Origin of the sequence: Paenibacillus sp. FSL K6-1566 (assembly GCF_038050475.1) — a bacterium.
GTDB classification, from domain to species: domain Bacteria; phylum Bacillota; class Bacilli; order Paenibacillales; family Paenibacillaceae; genus Paenibacillus_AQ; species Paenibacillus_AQ lactis.
The window spans coordinates 5,881,717-5,904,647 of record NZ_JBBOSR010000001.1 but is presented as its reverse complement, the minus strand read 5'-3'; the positions used below and the strand labels follow the sequence as shown (position 1 = coordinate 5,904,647).

The window sequence follows — 22,931 nt, the reverse complement described above, 5'->3', positions numbered from 1 at the left end:
CTGATACCCGATTCCTATAGGTTTGTTGCACACGAGTATTAGTCCACAGAAGCCAAATTAGACCGCCGAACATTCCTTATACTGACCCCGGATCTTTTGTACAACCCCATTTTTTGAAAAAACGCAACACGACGCCCATTGCTCAAATTTACACCTTAGGAGGCAATCTTTATGCATTCCATTGACATACATGAGGCGATCAAGCGCCTCAATCCCCAGCAGCGGCAGGCCGTGGAGGCCACTGACGGACCGCTGCTCATCATGGCCGGAGCGGGCTCCGGCAAGACGCGGGTGCTGACGCACCGGATCGCGTACTTGATCGCCACGCGCAAGGCAGCGCCTTGGAGCATCTTGGCGATTACCTTTACCAATAAAGCCGCCCGCGAAATGCAGGAGCGGGTCTCGAAGCTCGTTGGCCGGGAAGGACAGGATATCTGGGTATCGACGTTCCACTCGATGTGCGTGCGTATTTTGCGCAGGGATATTGAGCGGCTTGGCTTTACGTCGAATTTCAGCATCCTGGACTCGACCGACCAATTATCCGTGATCCGCAATGTGATGAAGCACCACAATATCGACCCTAAGAAGTTTGAGCCGAAGGCAGTCCAAGCCGCCATTAGCGCGGCAAAGAACGAGCTGATTACTCCGCAGCAATACGAACAGAAAGCGGGAGATTATTTCGAGAGCTTGGTCGCCAAGGTGTACGTGGATTACCAGAAGCGTCTGAAGAGCAACAACTCCCTCGATTTTGACGATCTGATCATGACGACGATCCAGCTGTTCAAGGAAGTGCCGGAAGTGCTCGATTTCTACCAGCGCAAATTCCAGTACATCCATGTGGATGAATACCAGGATACGAACCGGGCGCAGTACATGCTGTGCCGGATGTTGGCCGACAGCCATCACCGGATTTGCGTCGTCGGGGACAGCGACCAGTCCATCTATCGCTGGCGCGGCGCGGATATCACGAACATCCTGAACTTCGAGGAGGATTATCCCGAGGCGCGGACGATTCTGCTGGAGCAGAATTACCGTTCCACGTCGAACATCCTGAATGCCGCCAACAATGTGATCGCCCTCAATACCGGCCGCAAGCCGAAAAACCTGTGGACCGAGCAGGGGGAAGGGCCCAAGATCAAGGTGTTCCGCGGGGATACGGAGCATGACGAGGGATATTTTGTGACTTCGGAGATCAGCAAGAACATCAAGGCCGGCAAAAACTACGCGGACCATGCGATTCTCTACCGGACGAACGCCCAGTCGCGGGTGATCGAGGAAATTCTGATCAAGTCGGACATTCCGTACCAGATCGTCGGGGGCATCAAGTTCTACGACCGCAAAGAGATCAAGGATATGCTGGCCTATCTGCGACTCATTTCCAACCCGGATGACGATATCAGTTTGACGCGAATCATTAACGTACCGAAGCGGAGCATCGGGGATACGACGGTAGCGAAGCTTGCGGCTGCCGCCGCAGAGCGGGGCATCTCGATCTTCCGTGTGCTGGAGGTTGTGGATGATCTCGGCTTCGCCGGGCGGACGCGCAATGCGCTCGTTAATTTCTACGATATGATTGACGCACTGAACAAAATGGTGGAGTACCTGTCCGTGACGGAGCTTACCGAGAAAATGCTCGAGATGTCGGAATACCGGCTTGAGCTGCAAAATGAAAACACGCTCGAATCCCGTTCCCGGCTCGAGAACATCGACGAATTCCTGTCGGTGACCCAGGAGTTCGAGAAGAACAATGAGGATAAATCGCTCGTCTCCTTCCTGACGGATCTCGCCTTGATCGCGGATATCGACACGATGAACGACGACGAGGAAGACAAGAGCGATGCGGTTGTACTGATGACGATGCACAGTGCCAAGGGACTCGAATTCCCGGTTGTTTTCATTATTGGCATGGAGGAGGGCGTATTCCCGCACAGCCGTGCTTTTATGGACAATGAAGAGCTGGAGGAAGAACGCCGACTTGCTTATGTAGGCATTACGCGTGCGGAAAAGCAATTATTCCTGTCCTGTGCCCGCATGCGGACTCTGTTCGGCCGAACCACGGCCAATCCGCCTTCGCGCTTCTTGGATGAGATTCCGGATGAGCTGAAGGAAGACACGCAGATGGCCCATGACCGCTACCGCCGCGGAGGCGGCGGCAATGTCGGCGGCTCGTATGCCGGCCGCGGCTTTGGCGGCGGGGGAGGCAGCAACTTCGGCGCATCCCGCACCAGCGATCTGTCGCTTGGAGGCTCAACCGCATCCGCCCAGACCGCTTCGAAGAGCCGTGTGACGATGGCGACAGGCGGGGCGGCCCGTCAGGCTGCAGCCGGCGGTAGCTCGGATTTCAAAGCCGGCGATAAAGTAGCCCATGGCAAATGGGGCACCGGCACGATCGTCGCGGTCAAAGGCAGCGGCAACGACATGGAGCTGCAGATCGCGTTCCCGGCACCGGTTGGCGTGAAACGGCTGCTGGCCGGCTTCGCTCCGATTACGAAGGTGGAATAACGGCTAGAATTAGAGACGTAAGAGATAGGAAAGCAGGAAGCATTGTAACTGCAAGCATAAGCTCGCAATAACCTGCTTCGACGGTTCGAAGAATGATGCCCGTATTATATTAAAGGAGGATTCCCCCTGCATGGAGTTCAAGGAACAGATGGAGAAGCTCATCGCGGAGCTAAACCGATACAATTACCATTACTACACGCTGGATCAGCCGCTCGTGAGCGACAAGGAATATGATGCCTTATATGACCAGCTGGTAGCACTGGAGAGAGAGACCGGGGTCACGCTTCCGGATTCCCCTACCCAGCGGGTGGGCGGGGAGATTTTGAAGGGATTTACGCCGCATCGCCATTTGGCGCCGCTCTGGAGCTTGGACAAAGCCCAGAACATCGAGCAGCTTCGTACCTGGCATGACCGGGTCGTCCGGCTGGTCAATGACTACAATACGAAGAACCCCGGCAGCCCGCTGCCGACCCCTTGCTATGCACTTGAGCTGAAGTTCGATGGGCTTACGCTGAATTTGACGTACCAGAACGGCAAGCTCATCCAAGCCTCGACGCGGGGGAACGGCGTGGTGGGCGAGGGTATCCTCTCCCAGGTGAAGACAATCAAATCGGTTCCGCTCACGATTCCTTTCACGGAAGGAACGATCGAAGTGCAGGGCGAGGGCATCATGAATCTGTCGGTGCTGGAGGAATACAATAAGACGGCGGTTGAGCCGCTTAAAAATGCACGCAACGCCGCGGCTGGCGCACTGCGCAACCTGAATCCGAAGGTAACGGCCGAGCGCAAGCTGAACGCTTATTTTTACAACATTGGTTACTCGGACGGCGTCGCGTTTAAGGACCACAAGGAAATGATGGACTTCCTGCGGGAGAACCGGTTCAAGGTGAATCCGTATATTTTCTATTTTGAGCAGTTCGATGACGTGATGGAGCAGCTGGCGGACATCGAGAAACGCCGCTCCGAGCTGGACTACCTGATCGACGGGGCCGTCGTGAAGGTGACCGATTTCCGCACTCGCGAGGCCCTAGGATATACGGATAAATTCCCGCGTTGGGCGGTTGCTTACAAATTCGAAGCGGAAGAGACAACAACAGTGCTGCAGTCGGTATCCTGGAACGTGGGCCGCACGGGGAAAATCACCCCGCTTGCGCGCGTCGAGCCAGTCGAGCTGGCAGGCGTTACGGTACAGTACTGCACGCTGAACAATATCGGGGATATTGAGCGCAAAAACCTCAAGTTCGCCCTTGGTACCCGCGTCTTTATCCGCCGTTCGAACGACGTCATCCCGGAAATCCTCGGCAAGGTAACGGAAGAGAATGACGGCGAGGAGATTCTGTATCCGGAGGCATGTCCGTCCTGCGGATTCCCGCTGGAGCAGCGCGGCGCGCACCTGTTCTGCAACAACAAGACGGGGTGCAAGCCGCAGATCGTGGCGCGGATTACGCATTTTGCGTCGCGGGATGCGATGGATATCGAGACGTTCAGCGACAAGACGGCGATCCAGCTGTATGAGGAGCTGGATGTACGGGAGCCGGCCGATCTGTACACGCTGTCCTTCGACAGCTTGGTCAAGCTGGAGCGGTTCGGGGAGAAGAAGGCGCAAAACCTGCTGGATGCGATCGAGAAGAGCAAGGAGCGGGATCTCGCGGCGTTTCTGTTCGCGCTTGGCATCCCGAATACCGGCAAATCCACGACCAAAATGCTTGCGGACCATTACCGGGATCTTCACCGCGTGATGGAGGCAACTGCCGAAGAACTGGTGGAGCTGCCGGACGTTGGCGGCATCGTGGCCGAGAGCATTGCCGGATATTTCGCGGATCCGTTCAACCGGGCGAGCATTGACAAGATGCTGTCGCTCGGCGTGCAGGCCAAAGCACCGGAAGCGCCGAAGCCGGTGAGCACCGACTCGTTCTTCAGCGGCAAGACGGTCGTGCTGACCGGCACGCTGCACTTGCTCACCCGCGAGGAGGCCACCGAGCGCCTGGAGGCGCTGGGAGCCAAAGTGACGGGCAGCGTCTCCAAGAAGACGGACCTGCTGATTGCCGGCGAGAAGGCCGGAAGCAAGCTGGCGAAGGCGCAGCAGCTCGGGATTGATATTTTGGATAATGAAGAAGAGTTTGTGCGGCTTTTGAACGAGGCTTGAGCAAGCTGAATGGATTGAACTCGGCGAGATGAGGCCGCCAAATTCAACAGCTCAATAAAAATTATGAAATAGCGATACGGGATGGACTCCTGTGTCGCTATTTTTTTTGCAGCGATAATCTCTGGAGGACGATTTACGATGGCAACTCCATGCAGCCTTATAGGCATGGAAATGATGCTGGACCCTACTATTCGAGCTTTCGCCAAAACCTCCTATCCTTCCGACAATACTTAACAAATAAATACAGAAAAGGATGAAGGAATATAAAATTTACATCTCGAAGTAATTTACCACGGGTCAGTCTTTCATGGAAAGAGGTGATAAAGAGGCGTTTTTGCTGCTAGTTTCAAGACCCTGTTTCATGGCTTTATACATTATGTTTCGGGGAGGAGCAAAGCTTTGAGTAAAAGATGGTTATCTATTCTATTAAGTTTACTACTGGCACTATCTCTAGTCGTACCTGCAGCTGCGGCTCCTACGGAAGGATCGCAAGAGCTTAGCAGTTCGTTAAGCACCGAAGAAGCATTCCAATTGAAGCAGATGTTAGAGCATCGGGCGAAGCTGGCCGAGTTTCCTGAACTCGATCAGAGTCTAAGGAAATCAACGGGAGGTCCGACCAGAGTCATTGTTGAATTATCGGCCGAGCCTGTTGCGTTAAAGAAGGGAATTTCCGCACTGTCGGGCAGATCTTTTACGTCATCGATGGAAGCACAGGCGGAAGCCCAAGTGGAACAGCAGCAGCAGAAATTTATAGACAACCTTGACTCCAAAAATATCGATCACGACGTTTCAAATCAATATAGCTATGCATTCAACGGTCTTTCCATGGAGATCGAAGGGAGCCAAGTCGAAGCACTGCTTGAGATCCCTGGTGTGCTTGGTGTGTATCCGGATCTGGAAGTAACGGCGGGTCCGAAAGTTGACGAAGTCAAGCCTTACATGAAGGATACGGGTCCTTTTATCGGGGCACCAGACGTGTGGGATTTGGGATACACCGGGAAAGGCATCAAGGTCGGTGTCATTGATACCGGCATTGATTACGAGCATCCGAACTTGAAGGACGCCTATAAGGGGGGATATGACTTCGTTGATAATGACAATGACCCTTATGAAGCAACGCCTCTTGATTGGGAGAACGATCCTACCAATCCGGCTCCGGTAGATGACAATGGAAGCACCTATTGGACTGATCATGGAACACATGTAGCGGGAACGATTGCTGCACGGGAAGCAGGCGAATTCGGTGTTGTGGGAATTGCGCCGGGAGCGAGCATCTATGCTTACCGTGTCCTTGGGCCATATGGCAGCGGTTATTCCAGCTGGGTGGTTGGCGGCATTGACCGCGCCGTTCAGGATGGCATGGATGTCATCAACCTATCCCTGGGTAATTCCCGTAATGATCCGGATTATGTGACATCGGTTGCGGTTAACAATGCCGCCTTGGCCGGCGTAACACCGGTTGTCGCGAGCGGCAATAGCGGTCCTAACCGCTGGACGGCCGGGTCACCGGCCACTTCCGCATTTGCCATAACTGTAGGCAACTCGACGGGACCAAGTGATGAGATTGCAGCCACCGGTTATTTTTACGCGGAAGAGGATCTTGAAATCGATCAGCCGGATAATACGGAACCGAGCGATCCTCCGGCAGAGCTGGGAAATGCAACGCAGCCGGATCAACAGCCAGTTCCGGAAGAAGGAGAGGATGCAGGTGAAGCCGATCTTGGACAAGAACCATCTGCAGGAACGTCAGAACCGGAGGCCGAGAGCCATGGAGAGGCATCGAACCTATCCGGTCATACGGAAGAAGACACAAGCGTACCAGCAACCGGTACATCGACTGAGCAAGACTCGGAACAGGGAACTCCTGTAGACTCCCCGTCAACAGACGAAGGAACCGAGTCGACCGACGGACAACTCCCGCTTGAACAGGAGGGGAACGGTTCTGTTGATGAGCAGAACAGACCGTTGACTGTTGTTGAAGCAACTTATGGAATGGATTTGATGGCCTGGAATTTGGCAGAGGATCCTGAAGTTGTACTTCAAGGAGATTTCGAGTTGGTCTATGCCGGACTTGGTTATCCTGAGGATTTCAAAGGGGTAAACGCTGAAGGTAAAATCGCATTGATTCAAAGAGGCGTCATTCCATTCGTCGACAAGATCGCTAGTGCCAAGGCAGCAGGAGCCATCGGTATTATCATATACAACAATACGGATGACGCTACCAATCCGATAGCGTACCTTGGAGACAGCTTCCAATTCATCCCGACCTTCCGTACTAGCAAGGATGTAGGGGAGCAGATTAAGGCACTTCTCGGTGAACATCCGAACCTTCAAGTCCGGTTCTCCGATTTCAAGCGGACCCAAACCGAAGGGGATGAAATGTACACCTCGAGTTCAAGAGGACCAGCCAAGAAAACGCTGGATATTAAACCGGATGTCGTAGCACCAGGAACGAGCATCCTGTCAACGGTACCGGCATACGGCAAGGATTCGCCAGAGGCGGATTACAGCCAAGCGTATGATCGCTTCACGGGCACGAGCATGGCGTCTCCGCACGTTGCTGGTCTCGCTGCTCTGATCCTGGAAAAGAACAGCCATTGGTCGCCGTTTGATGTTAAGGTCGCGCTCATGAACAATGCGAAGGTTCTGAACACTGAATTGTACGAAGTCAATGATCAGGGGGCAGGCCGCGTACAAGCGCTCCAGACGATTCAAGCGGATACGCTGGTCAAGGTCATCGACAAGACAACTTATCAGGAGAAAGGAACCAGCAAAGAGTATGACAACATTACCGGCAGCATCAGTTTCGGCAACTTTACGGGGACGACAGCTAAAAAGGTCCAGAAGAAAATCCGGGTAGAGCAACTGGGGGCAAACGGGGGAGAATTTAAGGTCGCAGTCAATTCTACTGTTGAGACGCCGGGCGTCTCGGTGACGGTAGATAAAGCCTCCTTCGCGCTGAACGGCCAAGAGGAACTGGTCGTTACCCTGGAAGTGCCGGAGGGCATTACGGGTGTTTCGGAGCAGCAAGGCTATATTACGCTGACAAATGGAACGCGGACGTATTCTGTACCGTATGCAGCGTACTTCAATTTAGAGATTACAGGAATTAAGTACACCAAAGTATTTAACGATACAGAGGTATATATTCCGCATTTCCCATTGGATCAGTACGGAAATCTTGGGAAATTGAATGTTTCATTCGAATTCTATAATCCGATGCAGATCGTCATTGCTGATCTGTACGACAGCCTGAACCCAGGAGCGGGGGTAGAAGGTGATGGAATAATTGGCCAAATTTTCGGGAATCAGGGGTACTTTGATGCTAACACGTCCTTTACAATCGGTTGGAACGGAAAATACGGCGATTATGCAACCGAGCAAGAGGTGGAAGTTCAGGATGGATTATACTCCATTGAACTTTTAGCTTTGGGTACAAATTTGCAAGTAAGTTCCGATTACTCCACCATCCCGTTCTTCGTCAAACGAGCAGCGCCGGTTATCCATACAGAACAAGATGTACAGCTTTCAGGCAAGGATAAGCCTGCCTTAAGCGGTACAATCGAGGATCTCTATGTAACTGCTGCTCCGGCGATGTGGGATGAATGGGCAATCGACTTCGACGTAAGCGAATGGCTCGATGCCAAATACACGATCAAGAGAGCCAACAAATCCGTAGCCAAGGAAGGAAGCTTTGATGTTGAGCAGGATGGGGCATTTACCATTCCGCTTGATGGACTGTCCTCGGGCAACTATACGGTAGAGCTTTCGGTCAAGGACCGTCAAGGTCTGGAAGGAACGGCAACGGTTGATCTGCAGCTGACCGGTGCTCCGGGTCCTGGCAACCCGGATCCGGGTAACCCAGGCGGTGGCTCCGGCGGAGGAGGCGGATCATCGTCCGGTGGCGGTTCTACGACTCCATCCACACCGGCTCCTGAAGTATCGGGCGATGCCAAAGTAACAACGAAGAAAAATACGGATGGCACCGAATCCGCCACCGCTGCATTGTCTGAGGCCGCAGTGAACGCAGGCATTGCCGGAGACGGCAAGGAAGTGAAGCTGGATGTTTCAAAGCTTGACTTCACGAAATACAGCGACGTCGCATTTACTTTAAATAAGGCAACCGTTGATAAGCTAAAAGCCTCCGGCAAGCCGCTGGTCATTCAAGGCAACGGCTTCGCGTTGACGGTGCCTGCTGAAGCGCTGGATGATTTCACGACGGCTAGCGGGTTCAATTTGACGGTGTCGGTAGCTGCCGTCAAGGTAGGAAATCCTGCAAGCTTGAATGTGGTTTCGCCGCTCGTGACGGTGAAGCACGCCGATAAGTTCAAGCATTCGATTTTGCTGACACTAAACTTTGATTCGACCAAGGTGAAGGATGCGCGGAAGGTTGGCGCCTACATGCAGTCGGCAACAGGAGACATGATGTCCGCCGGCTTACTGCATTCTGCCGCGAAAGGCTCCATTACCTTCCGGATCTACGTTCCGGCATCCTACGTTGCCGCCGAGAACAGCGTAACCTTCAATGACATCAGCGGTCATTGGGCCAAGGATGAGATTGAAGTTGCCGCCTCGCAGCACATCACGAACGGCACAGGGGCTGGGCGCTTCTCGCCGAACACCACCATAACCCATGCAGAGTTCGCTACGCTCTTGGACCGCATCTTTGAGACAGGCATTGATTGGGATACCCGCAGCAAGGAAGCGGGAGCGAAGGATCCGCTGACTCGGGTGGAAATGGTCAAGATGATTGCCGACGCATTGAAGGTAGAGTCCGAAGGAGGCCAATTGTCCTTCAGCGATACGAATCAAATACCGGCTGATGCGCGTGCCGCCGTCGCTTTTGCAGTTGAACAAGGTCTCGTCAAGGGGATGAACGGAAACCGCTTTGCACCTGAAGAGACTTCGACCCGGGCGCAAGTATCGGTTATCGTGTACCGCCTGCTGGATCACTTGAACAAGATCTGATCAAAGATTTGATACAACGGCTCGTCATCATATATGAGGGACTCGGCTGACAGCAGCCGAGCCCTTTTTTTATTGACAGTACAATGAATAAATGCTTCAAATAAAGGAAAGACCGAGCATAACGGGAGGCGGACAAAGTTGAAAAGCCAAAAGATCATCATTTATTTTGTTATAGCGATCGTGCCTGTATTCGTATTACTTACCGTGTTGGGTGACGTTGCCGAGGGGACGGAAGGCAATGGGATCCAGCAAAGCATTGAATGGTTGACGACCTATGTTTTGCCGTGGATCTTTCTCTATTGGTTTATTAAGCTGGTCCGTAAAATAAAGTAAACAAGATCGCAGCAAGATCCTGAGACTGTGGTAACCACCGGGGCCTCTTTTCATTAATAGGCCAAGGATTCATCAATCCAAGGATGTTTATCTTCCGAGTCAAAAGCTACAACTTCTAATAAGATAAAAGAAAAAACGCTCATCCGATTCGCAAAAATGCGAGTGGCGAGCGTTTTGGACGTTTGATCAAGCTAATGGCCACCATGTGAACCATGGTTCCGTTATTCGTAGTGAATAAGGATATCGCCAGGAACGGTTACTCCTTCGACCATTGATCGAGTGTTCGGTCACTTGGCAGCAAGAGAGCAAGAAGCCCCAGCAGAGGGAGGAAGCCGACGGCAATCATGACATGGGCAATTCCCCAGACGTCCCCAAGATTTCCGAGTACCAGCGAGCCGATGCCGCCCATGCCGAAGGCAAAGCCGGTAATCAGCCCGGAAACCGTCCCGATATTGCCCGGATGCAGCATTTGGGCGTACACCACGGTCACCGAGAAGCTGGATAGCAGCACGAATCCGCTGATCACAAGCAGCACCCCTGCCCAGAATGAAGACACGAAAGGCAGGATGAGCGCAATCGGCGCTGTCCCAACCATGGAGAAGATGATCAGATTCCGTCGTCCGTAACGATCGGCAAGCGGCCCCCCGAAGAAGGTACCTACGGCTCCCGAAGCCAGGAATAGAAAAATATAAATTTGCGCATTTTCAATGGATATCCGGTAAGCATCCATTAAATAAAAAGCGTAATAGCTGCTGATCGCTGCTCCATACCAAGAGCGGATGAACACGAGGACGACGAGCACGACGGTCGCGTTCCAGATGCTTTTGCGGCGGGCAGGGTCCAGCGTTCTGCCGGCTGTTCTCTTTTTGAAGGTATAGCCTGCTTTCAGCATCCCGTGGTACCACTTGGCAACATAGCTCTGGACAAGGATGCCGGCCCCCGCGACGAAGGTGAAGGCCATCGCTCCGATTTGCCCGTAGGGTACAAAAATAAACTTCGTAAGCAGCGGCGCCAGGGATTGTCCGGCATTGCCCCCAACCTGAAAGATCGATTGAGACAAGCCCTTTCGCATACCGGCCGCCATATGGGCGACCCGCATTCCTTCCGGATGGAAGGTTGCCGAGCCAAGGCCGATGAGTATAACGGCGAGCATGACAAGCAAATAGGTATGCGCGTGCGCAAGAAGGAACACGCCCGCGAACGTAAAGCACATGCCGATCGGCAGAAGAATCGGTGTCGGCCTGCGGTCGGCGGCATAGCCGATAACCGGCTGTATAAGGGAAGAAGTAAAGTTGATGGCAAAGGAAATCCAGCCGATTTGCGTAAAGGTTAGAAATAGATTGTCTTTTAAAATAGGAAAGATCGCAGGGATGACTGATTGAATCGAATCATTAAATAAGTGTACGAAGCTGATCGCAAGCAGTATCCGATATACCGTCGCCTGTTGAGTCCCGCCACGGACGGGGCTTGGGGGGGCAGAGGGTTTCTGGAGAGCTACGCTTCTGTCCGCCATTGAAGGAACTCCTTTCTTCTTATATAGAGTGGTGTTATGTAGTGGGCATAATCATGAACCATGCGCCGTTTCAGTAATGAACTAACATTAAAACCTTTTCGTGTGGAAATCAATGAATTCGAATAACAAAATGCAAATAAATCCGAAGTTCGGAAGGCAAACATGATGGAATAAAAAGGGGATCGATTTTTTTGAGCAAAAGCCTTGATAATTTTTCGCCCAGGTGGTATATTACTAATTGTCGCTTTTGACAAACGCTTTTGCAGGTTGTCGAACGGCGTCGAAAAAAAGTGTTGACATGACGTCGATAACTTGATATGATATAAACCTGCGCTGCTGATTGAACTGATCGGCGCGACAGACGAAACATCAAGTTCCTTGAAAACTGAACAAATGGAACACGTCAATGAAACACAAGCAACGTGAAGACGTTAGCTTCTAAATGAGCTTAATCGCTCTTTCAATTCATCGTCCTTTGGACGATCTTTATTGGAGAGTTTGATCCTGGCTCAGGACGAACGCTGGCGGCGTGCCTAATACATGCAAGTCGAGCGGACTTGATGGAGTGCTTGCATTCCTGAGAGTTAGCGGCGGACGGGTGAGTAACACGTAGGCAACCTGCCCTCAAGACTGGGATAACTACCGGAAACGGTAGCTAATACCGGATAATTAAATTCGCTGCATGGCGGGTTTATGAAAGGCGGAGCAATCTGTCACTTGAGGATGGGCCTGCGGCGCATTAGCTAGTTGGTGAGGTAACGGCTCACCAAGGCGACGATGCGTAGCCGACCTGAGAGGGTGAACGGCCACACTGGGACTGAGACACGGCCCAGACTCCTACGGGAGGCAGCAGTAGGGAATCTTCCGCAATGGGCGAAAGCCTGACGGAGCAACGCCGCGTGAGTGATGAAGGTTTTCGGATCGTAAAGCTCTGTTGCCAGGGAAGAACGTCTCATAGAGTAACTGCTATGAGAGTGACGGTACCTGAGAAGAAAGCCCCGGCTAACTACGTGCCAGCAGCCGCGGTAATACGTAGGGGGCAAGCGTTGTCCGGAATTATTGGGCGTAAAGCGCGCGCAGGCGGTTCTTTAAGTCTGGTGTTTAAACCCGAGGCTCAACTTCGGGACGCACTGGAAACTGGGGAACTTGAGTGCAGAAGAGGAGAGTGGAATTCCACGTGTAGCGGTGAAATGCGTAGATATGTGGAGGAACACCAGTGGCGAAGGCGACTCTCTGGGCTGTAACTGACGCTGAGGCGCGAAAGCGTGGGGAGCGAACAGGATTAGATACCCTGGTAGTCCACGCCGTAAACGATGAATGCTAGGTGTTAGGGGTTTCGATACCCTTGGTGCCGAAGTTAACACATTAAGCATTCCGCCTGGGGAGTACGGTCGCAAGACTGAAACTCAAAGGAATTGACGGGGACCCGCACAAGCAGTGGAGTATGTGGTTTAATTCGAAGCAACGCGAAGAACCTTACCAAGTCTTGACATCCCTCTGAATCCTCTAGAGATAGAGGCGGCCTTCGGGACAGAGGAGACAGGTGGTGCATGGTTGTCGTCAGCTCGTGTCGTGAGATGTTGGGTTAAGTCCCGCAACGAGCGCAACCCTTGATCTTAGTTGCCAGCACTTTGGGTGGGCACTCTAAGGTGACTGCCGGTGACAAACCGGAGGAAGGTGGGGATGACGTCAAATCATCATGCCCCTTATGACTTGGGCTACACACGTACTACAATGGCTGGTACAACGGGAAGCGAAGCCGCGAGGTGGAGCCAATCCTAAAAAGCCAGTCTCAGTTCGGATTGCAGGCTGCAACTCGCCTGCATGAAGTCGGAATTGCTAGTAATCGCGGATCAGCATGCCGCGGTGAATACGTTCCCGGGTCTTGTACACACCGCCCGTCACACCACGAGAGTTTACAACACCCGAAGTCGGTGGGGTAACCCTTACGGGAGCCAGCCGCCGAAGGTGGGGTAGATGATTGGGGTGAAGTCGTAACAAGGTAGCCGTATCGGAAGGTGCGGCTGGATCACCTCCTTTCTATGGAGAATCGTCTTCTGCAACGAAGACATTCAAATATGGCTGGCCGCAAGGTCGCCGATTCCTTTGCGAAAGCAAAGACAATGACGTGCTTTCATTTGTTCAGTTTTGATGGAATTTGAGGGGCTATAGCTCAGCTGGGAGAGCGCCTGCCTTGCACGCAGGAGGTCAGGGGTTCGATCCCCCTTGGCTCCACCAAATCAATTTCATCAATCATTGATCCTTGAAAACTAGATAACGAAACGAATTTGCGTTTTAGAAATATCCTTTTAGCTGCTTGTGTCTTCATTGAAAGACCAAGTAATAAAAGTAGCACGCGAAGGTTTTGGGATCATCGATCCTTTGGAAGTCGGTTTCAACCTCTGAACGAATTTATTCAATCAGGGAAACCGGCGGACAACAGAGCGATGAGCACAAAATCGAAGCACAAGGTTAAGCTACTAAGAGCACACGGAGGATGCCTAGGCGCTAGGAGCCGATGAAGGACGTGGCGAACAACGATACTGCCTCGGGGAGCTGTAAGCAAGCTTCGATCCGGGGATGTCCGAATGGGGAAACCCAGCTGGTGTAATAGCCAGTTACCCGTATCTGAATACATAGGATGCGAGGAGGCATACCCAGGGAACTGAAACATCTAAGTACCTGGAGGAAGAGAAAACAAGAGTGATTCCGTCAGTAGCGGCGAGCGAACGCGGAACAGCCTAAACCAGAGAGCTTGCTCTCTGGGGTTGTGGGACGTCTCACATGGAGTTACAAAGGTTTAGATTAGACGAACAGGTCTGGAAAGGCCGGCCATAGAAGGTAAAAGCCCTGTAATCGAAAATGTGAACCCTCCGAGACGGATCCCGAGTAGTGCGGGGCACGTGAAACCCCGTATGAATCCAGCAGGACCATCTGCTAAGGCTAAATACTCCCTAGCGACCGATAGTGAAGCAGTACCGTGAGGGAAAGGTGAAAAGCACCCCGGAAGGGGAGTGAAATAGAACCTGAAACCGTGTGCTTACAAGAAGTCAGAGCCCATTATAGGGGTGATGGCGTGCCTTTTGTAGAATGAACCGGCGAGTTACGTTCCCATGCAAGGTTAAGGCGAAAAGCCGTAGCCGCAGCGAAAGCGAGTCTGAATAGGGCGATTTTAGTATGTGGACGTAGACCCGAAACCGTGTGATCTACCCCTGTCCAGGGTGAAGGTGCGGTAACACGCACTGGAGGCCCGAACCCACGTACGTTGAAAAGTGCGGGGATGAGGTGGGGGTAGCGGAGAAATTCCAATCGAACTCGGAGATAGCTGGTTCTCCCCGAAATAGCTTTAGGGCTAGCCTCGGAAATTAGAGTCGTGGAGGTAGAGCACTGATTGGGTGCGGGGCCCGCAAGGGTTACCAAGCTCAGTCAAACTCCGAATGCCATAGACTTATATCCGGGAGTCAGACAGTGAGTGCTAAGATCCATTGTCAAAAGGGAAACAGCCCAGACCATCAGCTAAGGTCCCCAAGTGTGTGTTAAGTGGGAAAGGATGTGGAGTTGCACAGACAACCAGGATGTTGGCTTAGAAGCAGCCACCATTTAAAGAGTGCGTAATAGCTCACTGGTCGAGTGACTCTGCGCCGAAAATGTAACGGGGCTAAACACACCACCGAAGCTATGGCTTGAATCGACTTCACTGCTTCTTTGAGGTAGTGAGCCTGAGTTGAACATTTTTGTCAGACTTGAGATGAAATCAAGGATGACCAAATGCTCTCAGGGGTTAAACACACTTCGAAGGCGGAGTGAAGTCGATTCAGGGGTAGGGGAGCGTTGTATGTAGGTTGAAGGTGTACCGTAAGGAGCGCTGGACAGCATACAAGTGAGAATGCCGGTATGAGTAACGAAAAGATCAGTGAGAATCTGATCCGCCGAAAGCCCAAGGTTTCCTGAGGAAGGCTCGTCCGCTCAGGGTAAGTCGGGACCTAAGGCGAGGCCGAAAGGCGTAGTCGAAGGACAACAGGTTGAAATTCCTGTACCACCGTAAACCGTTATGAACGATGGGGTGACGCAGGAGGGTAGTGACGCGGACTGATGGATGTCCGTCCAAGCAGTGAGGCTGATGTGTAGGCAAATCCGCACATCGTTAAGGCTGGGCTGTGATGGGGAGTGAAAATTACAGTAGCGAAGGTCATGATCTCACACTGCCAAGAAAAGCCTCTAGTCAGGTGAAGGTGCCCGTACCGCAAACCGACACAGGTAGGCGAGAAGAGAATTCTAAGGCGCGCGGAAGAACTCTCGTTAAGGAACTCGGCAAAATGACCCCGTAACTTCGGGAGAAGGGGTGCCTCGGTAGGGTGAATAGCCCGAGGGGGCCGCAGTGAAAAGGCCCAAGCGACTGTTTAGCAAAAACACAGGTCTGTGCGAAGCCGCAAGGCGAAGTATACGGGCTGACGCCTGCCCGGTGCTGGAAGGTTAAGGGGAGCGGTTAGGGATTAGTCCCGAAGCTGTGAACCGAAGCCCCAGTAAACGGCGGCCGTAACTATAACGGTCCTAAGGTAGCGAAATTCCTTGTCAGGTAAATTCTGACCCGCACGAATGGCGTAACGACTTGGGCGCTGTCTCAACGAGAGATCCGGTGAAATTTTAATACCTGTGAAGATGCAGGTTACCCGCGACAAGACGGAAAGACCCCATGGAGCTTTACTGCAGCTTGATATTGGATTTGGGTACGATCTGTACAGGATAGGTGGGAGCCTAAGAAGCATGAGCGCCAGCTTGTGTGGAGGCGACGTTGGGATACCACCCTGATCGTATCTAGGTTCTAACCTGGTACCGTGATCCGGTACGGGGACAGTGTCAGGCGGGCAGTTTGACTGGGGCGGTCGCCTCCTAAAGAGTAACGGAGGCGCCCCAAGGTTCCCTCAGAATGGTTGGAAATCATTCGAAGAGTGCAAAGGCATAAGGGAGCTTGACTGCGAGACCTACAAGTCGAGCAGGGACGAAAGTCGGGCTTAGTGATCCGGTGGTACCGCATGGAAGGGCCATCGCTCAACGGATAAAAGCTACCCTGGGGATAACAGGCTTATCTCCCCCAAGAGTCCACATCGACGGGGAGGTTTGGCACCTCGATGTCGGCTCATCGCATCCTGGGGCTGAAGTAGGTCCCAAGGGTTGGGCTGTTCGCCCATTAAAGCGGTACGCGAGCTGGGTTCAGAACGTCGTGAGACAGTTCGGTCCCTATCTGTCGTGGGCGTAGGAAATTTGAGAGGAGCTGTCCTTAGTACGAGAGGACCGGGATGGACGTACCGCTGGTGCACCAGTTGTTCCGCCAGGAGCACGGCTGGGTAGCTATGTGCGGACGGGATAAGCGCTGAAAGCATCTAAGCGTGAAGCCCCCCTCAAGATGAGATTTCCCAGTATGTAAGACCCCTTGAAGACGACGAGGTAGATAGGTTGGAGGTGGAAGTGCAGCAATGCATGGAGCTGACCAATACTAATCGGTCGAGGGCTTATCCTACAAGCTTTACGAAGTAAAGCTCGCTACGGAAGCATAAAGATTTTTCAGTAAGACGCAAAGACGTTTCGTATCTAGTTTTCAGGTGATCAAACCACCTTGAATCGTTTGGTGGCGATGGCGGAAGGGTTCCACGCGTTCCCATACCGAACACGACCGTTAAGCCTTCCAGCGCCGATGGTACTTGGACCGAAGGGTCCCGGGAGAGTAGGACGCCGCCAAGCGAACAACCATAAAGGCCGTTATCGAGCAATCGATGACGGCCTTTTAAATATGTATGTCATTAATATTTTATATAGTAAATCGTTTACCGGCGCCTCTTAAGAAGAACTCAGGGTTGAGCTTTAAGGGGCGTGAAGCTCAACTCGCCCCCGAAAGTATCCTGCAAGGATTAATGTTCCTACTCCGCTCTAGTGAGGATTGCCAACCGGCTTTCGCTGACCGTAGGGGAGTACGGTAAGTGTTGCTTGTTGCTGTTGACCGTCTCTAATAAACGCCAGTGTATTTCTTCGCCAGGCTGCACGGCCGTTACGATTCCCTCTAACTCATCATATTGCCGAATTTGCTTATTATCGGTGCTTATAATGATATCGCCTACCTCAAGAATGCCGTCTGCGGACGCGCCTGGAACGATTTCCACGATCTTGACACCCTTCATGCCATTTGCCTGGGTATGTATAATGTTTCATGCCAATCCAGCTGGTCCAGAAGGTGGACCTGTAAATATCACTCCTGCGGTATCCCACTCCAACTAAAATAGATAGCCTTAAGGTGACACCTATGCCTCCTAGCTTGCTTTCCGCCATTTCGAATTCAATTCTTTTCATTTTTTCTTATCGGGGCTTTACAATACCAATATCTTAGTGTACTATTCAACTATAACACTGATACAAAAGAGGAGTGGAACCATGGTCGGAACGAATACAACTCCCGTTCTATCCGTAAACGGAGTTACCAAGACGATCGGTCGTCGAAATATTGTAGATGGCCTTACCTTTGATATACATCACGGAGAAATCGTAGGCTTGCTCGGTCCTAACGGCGCCGGTAAGACAACAACGATCCGGATGATTGTCGGTCTGATTGAGATGTCCCGCGGGGACGTGCTGGTGCAAGGGCATAGTATTAAGGGAGACTTTGTGAAGGCGATTCGTCATATCGGAGGCATTATCGAGAATCCTGAATTTTATCCGTATATGAGCGGCTATGACAATCTGAGACAATACCAGCGTATGTCTGACGGCGTAAGCATCACAAGAATTATGGAGATCGTCAAGCTGGTCGGGCTTCAGGATGCGATTCACAAGAAGGTCAGTGCCTATTCCCTCGGGATGCGCCAGCGATTAGGCATCGCTCAGGCTCTTCTGCACAACCCCTCGATATTGATTCTGGATGAACCCACAAACGGTCTGGACCCGGCAGGGATCCGCGAAATGCGTGATTATCTGAAGCGAATTGCCCGCGAGGAAGGAATTGCGATTCTTGTATCCAGTCACCTGCTGTCCGAGATGGAACTGATGTGCAGCCGTGTCGTTGTCATTCAGGAGGGGAAACTCGTGACGGAGCGAGCGATCGGCCAGGCCGGGGAGAACGAAGAGCTGTCTACCGTAACGCTTCGCGTCAATGATCTTGAACTCGCCGAACAGACTGCCTCGAGACTGGATGGTCTGACTCGGATCGGTTCGATCCCGGATGAAGGAGCTTTGACTGTTCGATTGAAGGAAGAGGATATTCCCGATCTGATATCCGCACTGTGTAACGCGCGGGTGCGCATTTATCGGGTTGAGGAGCACAAGTCATCGCTCGAGGATGAATTCTTGAAATGGACGGGAGGAAACCGCATTGCGTAGCTTTGGAAACCTAGTATGGAACGAATGGCTCAAAATGTTCAAGAAACGCAGCTTCTTTTTGCCTTATCTGCTGCTGGCAGGCGCTGTCATTCTCGTTGCCGTGATGCTGTATAACTTCTCCGGTGGAGACAACGGCTACGGATTTGCGGAGATGGCCGTCTCCACCAGAGGGATGGGCCAAATGCTGACGCTGCTTGCGGTCGTCGTAACCGCAGGGACGGTGGCGAAGGAGCACAGCATGGGAACGATCAAGCTGCTGCTGATCCGCGCACAAAGCCGGACCAAAATTTTGGCTTCGAAATATACGGCCATTCTGATTTATGTAGTAACCCTTGTAGCGTTTATGCTAGCTGTGTCAGTGCTAACTGGTCAGATTTCCTTCGGCATGGAGAACGGCTCGGCTACGCTTAATGATGTCCTGCAGGGGTCCCTGTACAATCTCGTTTACACGGTTGTCTACGTAACCCTGACGTTTATGGTAGGCATCCTAACCCGGTCGTCGGGAGCTGCCATCGGTATCGGCATGTTTTCGGTCATTGTGGAGAGCATGGTGGTTCAACTGCTCGCACGTTACAGCTGGTCGAAGTATCTGCTGTTCCTGAATGTGGATTTGTCCATGTACAGCGGAGGCGGGTCCTCGCCGGTCCCTGGCATGAGCTTAGCATTTTCCATTACTGTGCTCGTTGCCTATCTTCTCTTGTTTCTCGGAGCAGGCTTTGTTACGTTTAAAAAACGGGATGTCGCTTAATAGAGAAAGCCAAGAAGACCGAGATGAGCGGCGGAAAGGAGTTACCGGACAGTGAGTATTGAATTTGACAATAATCTGCCGATCTATTTGCAAATCATGACCTATCTGAAGAAACAGATCATTATCGGCAATCTTCAGCCTGGAGATAAAATTCCATCAGTGCGGGAGCTCGCAGCCGAGCTCCAGATCAATCCGAACACGGTGCAGCGAACTTTTCAAGAATTGGAGCGTGAGGGTATTGTGGAGACGCGGCGGGGATTGGGCCGGTATGTGACAAGCGAGGAATCGAAAATTATGACCATTAAGAAAGAAATGGCCGGCGAGCTGCTGGAGCGGTTCATTCGCGGCATGCAGGAGCTGGGCTTTAAGGATCAGGACATCGTCAGCATCGTTGAAGATGCCGTGAAAGAACCTTAATGAATACAAGTGAGGTGGAGCGAACATGGAGAATCTGCTGCAAGCCCGAAATATAAGCAAAGTTTATGGCGGAGGGCGTAAGGCGCTGCACGACGTATCCTTAAGCATCGGCAGCGGTAAAATCATCGGACTGCTGGGTACGAACGGAAGCGGAAAGAGCACCTTCATGAAAATCGCCGCTGGCCTGATGCAGCCTTCGAAGGGAACCATGGAAATCGCGGGCATGCCGGTCGGCCTTAAGACGAAAGCGGAGGTCTCCTTTATGCCGGACCGCTCGTTGACCGAAGGCTGGATGAAGGTATCGGATGCGATTGAATACTTCCGGGATTTCTATGCAGACTTTGACCCCGATAAAGCACGCAGCATGCTGGAATTCATGAAGCTGAACCCGGAGGACCGGGTAAGCACCCTCTCCAAGGGGATGAACGAGCGGCTGCAATTGACGCTGGCACTATCCCGAAATGCCAAGCTGTATATGCTTGACGAGCCGATCGGCGGGGTCGACCCCGTAGCCCGAGGCAAAATTTTGGACGCCATCGTCAAATTCTACAATGAGGACAGCAGCATCATCATATCCACGCATTTGGTCAGCGATATCGAGCGGATATTTGATGAAGTCATCTTTATTCGGGACGGAGAGATCGTCATGCATGACGAGGTGGAGAACATCCGAATTAAACATGGCAAGAGCATAGATGAGATGTTTAAAGAGGTGTATGCATAACATGATGAGATTGCTGAAGTACGACTGGAAGAGAAATGCGACGACGCTCCTGGGCGCCCTCGCGGTGCTGCTGATTGTGCAGGTTGTCATCACGGTAACCGGATCGATAAGGCACTGGGAACCGGGGGTGATGATGATCCTAAGTATGCTTGCCTACGGCTCCGCAAGCGTGCTGCTGCTCGTAGTTACCTGCAAGAACTTCGCCAGCAACATTAAAGCATATCACCGCAGACTGCTTCCCGTCCGCTCGGTGTGGAGCATTGCGTCATCCCTGTTCCTGGCGTGCGCAACGCTGCTGGTGCTGTCTATTTTGATGCTTGCCCATGCATGGCTATATTGGAGAATGTCCGGTTTGCCATGGGAAGCTCTCCATCTATCCGAATTGCCGATATGGTATTATGTGGCGAACGCTTTATTGGCTGCATGGCAGTTCATCTTCTTAATGATTACGATCTTCTTCGCGATTACCGTGTCGAGGAGCGTTACGAAAAAAGGCAGCGTCTGGATCGGCATCCTGGTATTCTTCGTGCTGCATTACCTGCTCGGTTTGATGAATCATCTGCTCTTCGGAACGGAGGATCTGTGGATCGGGCCTGCAGCTACGATTCAGTTCGGGAACGAAACCAGCGTGAACATATCGCCAGGGGAGTACCTGTTCGCCTGGGGCGGACTTGCGTTTGAACTCGTCATAGCAGCGTTGATCGTCTATGCAACCGCATATCTGATAGATCGTAAAGTTGAAGTGTAACGAATCATAAAGCTTAACCTTTGGGAAACTGTCGTCACGGCAGTTTCCTCTTTTTTTTGGGGCTGGGGATCAATGTCGGCGCCCAAACTCCGAGGCAGGTGTCGGAGATAGTGGTTAACATACGATTCGTTTCACTTAAATTTCACCTGTTGTTCACCACCATAAAAAATCAAGGAATTGTTTGAGGGACCTCGAATAACCCTTGGTATACAAGCATTTATGCAAGAATACGAACTTAATCAAAAATATATTAAAGCGGTTACAAAAAAATCTTGACGATGTCATTTTTCTCCATTATGATATCGGTAAGTGAAACGTTTCAACTGATAAATATAAGTTTGAGAGAAGAGAAGGAGTTACGTGAATGGCAACTATGAAGGATGTAGCCAAAGCGGCGGGGGTGTCCTTGTCGACTGCATCTTACGCGATCAACGGCAGCAGCAAGATCAGCGAAGCGACAAGAGCGAAGGTTATCGAAGCGGCCAAACAGCTGAATTATCAAAAGAACGGTTTGGCAACTGACCTAAAGCGGAGCAGCACGAAGACGATTGCGCTGATTTTAAGCGACATGTCCGGTCCGTATTATTCGGAGTTGATCCGAGGGGTGCAGGAAGTCGCGCTCGAGAACGGTTACGACCTTATTGCCTGCAGTTCGTTCGGCGGCAACGAATCGACCGCGATTAAATTTCTGAGAGAGAAGCGCGTAGACGGCGTCATCATCTCGGAACACAATCTCCATGACGAAGCGATTTTGCAATCCGCACGCAAAGGCTTCCCGATTGTCGTGCTTGACCGGTACCTCAAGGGCGATTATATCTACAATGTTCTTGTCGATAACGAGAAAGGCGGCTATATGGCGACGGAGCTGCTGATCAAGAACGGCTGCAAGCAAATCGCGTACATCAGCAGTTCAAGCAATTCCTATGATCACAAGCTGCGTTACAAAGGGTATTTGCAAGCTTTAAGCGATTACAATCTCGAATGCACATCCAACTTGAATATCAACGGAAGATTTACGATCGATGGCGGCTATATGGCAACAAAATTGCTGATCGGCCAGCGCCAGCTCCCGGACGCGATTTTTTATGCGAACGACGAGATGGCGGCAGGCGGCATTAAAGCTTTCCAAGAGGCCGGTATCCGGGTTCCCGACGATATTTCGATCGTCGGCTTCGACGATATTTTCCTCGCCGAGCACATGAACCCGCCGCTTACGACAATCCGTCAGCCCAAGTACGAGATCGGCTCGCTAGCTGCCCACCTGATTGTGCAGCTATTGGAAGGGCTCGAGCTTGAGCATGAGTATGTACTGTCGACGGAGCTGGTCGTGCGAAGATCCTGCAAGCTTCGCTACTAGGCCTTCGCAAAATTAAAGTGAAAGCGTTGCCATTATCCAGACCTGGTTTGAGCGCCGTACGCTTTTCACGGAAGGCGATGGAAAATAAACAACAATAATCAAAAGAGAGG

Annotated in this window: 12 protein-coding genes, 1 tRNA gene and 3 rRNA genes; 14 read left to right on the top strand and 2 right to left on the bottom strand. The window is 52.0% G+C overall.

The window, feature by feature from the left end; genetic code table 11:
- Nucleotides 1–171: 171 nt before the first annotated feature.
- The 4 genes from pcrA to NST08_RS26605 all read left to right on the top strand — a co-directional run bounded on the left by pcrA (nucleotide 172) and on the right by NST08_RS26605 (nucleotide 9,949).
- Nucleotides 172–2,502 (top strand): DNA helicase PcrA, encoded by a 2,331-nt coding sequence (pcrA, locus tag NST08_RS26620; RefSeq protein ID WP_341034828.1) that lies wholly within the window; start codon nucleotides 172–174, stop codon nucleotides 2,500–2,502.
- 130 nt (nucleotides 2,503–2,632) lie between these two features.
- Nucleotides 2,633–4,648, top strand: a complete 2,016-nt coding sequence (ligA, locus tag NST08_RS26615) for an NAD-dependent DNA ligase LigA (RefSeq protein ID WP_341342446.1) — start codon at nucleotides 2,633–2,635, stop codon at nucleotides 4,646–4,648.
- Between the two features lie 399 nt (nucleotides 4,649–5,047).
- Nucleotides 5,048–9,616, top strand: coding sequence for a S8 family serine peptidase (locus tag NST08_RS26610; protein ID WP_341342445.1), 4,569 nt, complete (start codon nucleotides 5,048–5,050; stop codon nucleotides 9,614–9,616).
- A 138-nt stretch (nucleotides 9,617–9,754) separates the two neighbouring features.
- Nucleotides 9,755–9,949 carry a hypothetical protein gene (locus NST08_RS26605; RefSeq protein WP_028405498.1) on the top strand — a complete coding sequence of 65 codons (195 nt, stop codon included), beginning with the start codon at nucleotides 9,755–9,757 and terminating at the stop codon, nucleotides 9,947–9,949.
- A 256-nt stretch (nucleotides 9,950–10,205) separates the two neighbouring features.
- Here the strand turns inward: NST08_RS26605 and NST08_RS26600 are convergent, their stop codons facing one another.
- On the bottom strand, nucleotides 10,206–11,462 hold the full coding sequence (locus NST08_RS26600) for an MFS transporter (RefSeq protein WP_028405499.1): 1,257 nt from the start codon (nucleotides 11,460–11,462) through the stop codon (nucleotides 10,206–10,208).
- Between the two features lie 486 nt (nucleotides 11,463–11,948).
- Here NST08_RS26600 and NST08_RS26595 point away from each other — a divergent pair.
- From NST08_RS26595 to rrf, 4 genes are all read left to right on the top strand, one after another.
- Nucleotides 11,949–13,502, top strand: a 16S ribosomal RNA gene (locus NST08_RS26595).
- A 122-nt stretch (nucleotides 13,503–13,624) separates the two neighbouring features.
- Nucleotides 13,625–13,700: transfer RNA gene (locus NST08_RS26590), tRNA-Ala, on the top strand.
- A 232-nt stretch (nucleotides 13,701–13,932) separates the two neighbouring features.
- Nucleotides 13,933–16,980, top strand: a 23S ribosomal RNA gene (locus tag NST08_RS26585).
- 104 nt (nucleotides 16,981–17,084) lie between these two features.
- Nucleotides 17,085–17,201: ribosomal RNA gene (gene rrf, locus NST08_RS26580) — 5S ribosomal RNA — on the top strand.
- Together the 16S, 23S and 5S rRNA genes with 1 tRNA gene alongside form the textbook arrangement of a ribosomal RNA operon.
- A gap of 176 nt (nucleotides 17,202–17,377) precedes the next feature.
- Here rrf and NST08_RS26575 read toward each other — a convergent pair.
- Entirely contained in the window at nucleotides 17,378–17,617 is a 240-nt protein-coding gene (locus tag NST08_RS26575; RefSeq protein ID WP_007132623.1) for a hypothetical protein, read from the bottom strand.
- A 268-nt stretch (nucleotides 17,618–17,885) separates the two neighbouring features.
- Here NST08_RS26575 and NST08_RS26570 point away from each other — a divergent pair, with 268 nt between their 5' ends.
- The 6 genes from NST08_RS26570 to NST08_RS26545 all read left to right on the top strand — a co-directional run bounded on the left by NST08_RS26570 (nucleotide 17,886) and on the right by NST08_RS26545 (nucleotide 22,821).
- The gene (locus NST08_RS26570; RefSeq protein ID WP_341342444.1) at nucleotides 17,886–18,827 is read left to right on the top strand and encodes an ABC transporter ATP-binding protein; all 942 of its coding nucleotides are present in this window, start codon (nucleotides 17,886–17,888) and stop codon (nucleotides 18,825–18,827) included.
- Nucleotides 18,820–19,575, top strand: coding sequence for an ABC transporter permease (locus tag NST08_RS26565; RefSeq protein WP_341342443.1), 756 nt, complete (start codon nucleotides 18,820–18,822; stop codon nucleotides 19,573–19,575). The genes NST08_RS26570 and NST08_RS26565 overlap by 8 nt, the downstream gene beginning before the upstream one ends.
- A gap of 51 nt (nucleotides 19,576–19,626) precedes the next feature.
- Nucleotides 19,627–19,992, top strand: coding sequence for a GntR family transcriptional regulator (locus NST08_RS26560; RefSeq protein WP_007132620.1), 366 nt, complete (start codon nucleotides 19,627–19,629; stop codon nucleotides 19,990–19,992).
- Between the two features lie 25 nt (nucleotides 19,993–20,017).
- Nucleotides 20,018–20,716, top strand: coding sequence for an ATP-binding cassette domain-containing protein (locus NST08_RS26555; RefSeq protein WP_144872420.1), 699 nt, complete (start codon nucleotides 20,018–20,020; stop codon nucleotides 20,714–20,716).
- Between the two features lies 1 nt (nucleotide 20,717).
- Nucleotides 20,718–21,464: a hypothetical protein gene (locus NST08_RS26550; protein WP_144872417.1), complete on the top strand. Its 747-nt coding sequence runs from the start codon at nucleotides 20,718–20,720 to the stop codon at nucleotides 21,462–21,464.
- A gap of 364 nt (nucleotides 21,465–21,828) precedes the next feature.
- Nucleotides 21,829–22,821: a LacI family DNA-binding transcriptional regulator gene (locus NST08_RS26545; RefSeq protein WP_144872414.1), complete on the top strand. Its 993-nt coding sequence runs from the start codon at nucleotides 21,829–21,831 to the stop codon at nucleotides 22,819–22,821.
- Nucleotides 22,822–22,931 lie beyond the last annotated feature (110 nt).

Bases quoted from the DNA above. Each gene is read 5' to 3' on its own strand.
- NST08_RS26550 (WP_144872417.1), top strand. From the start codon at position 20,718: ATGATGAGATTGCTGAAGTACGACTGGAAGAGAAATGCGACGACGCTC.
- ligA (WP_341342446.1), top strand. From the start codon at position 2,633: ATGGAGTTCAAGGAACAGATGGAGAAGCTCATCGCGGAGCTAAACCGA.
- NST08_RS26545 (WP_144872414.1), top strand. From the start codon at position 21,829: ATGGCAACTATGAAGGATGTAGCCAAAGCGGCGGGGGTGTCCTTGTCG.
- NST08_RS26555 (WP_144872420.1), top strand. From the start codon at position 20,018: ATGGAGAATCTGCTGCAAGCCCGAAATATAAGCAAAGTTTATGGCGGA.
- NST08_RS26570 (WP_341342444.1), top strand. From the start codon at position 17,886: ATGGTCGGAACGAATACAACTCCCGTTCTATCCGTAAACGGAGTTACC.
- NST08_RS26600 (WP_028405499.1), bottom strand. From the start codon at position 11,462: ATGGCGGACAGAAGCGTAGCTCTCCAGAAACCCTCTGCCCCCCCAAGC.
- pcrA (WP_341034828.1), top strand. From the start codon at position 172: ATGCATTCCATTGACATACATGAGGCGATCAAGCGCCTCAATCCCCAG.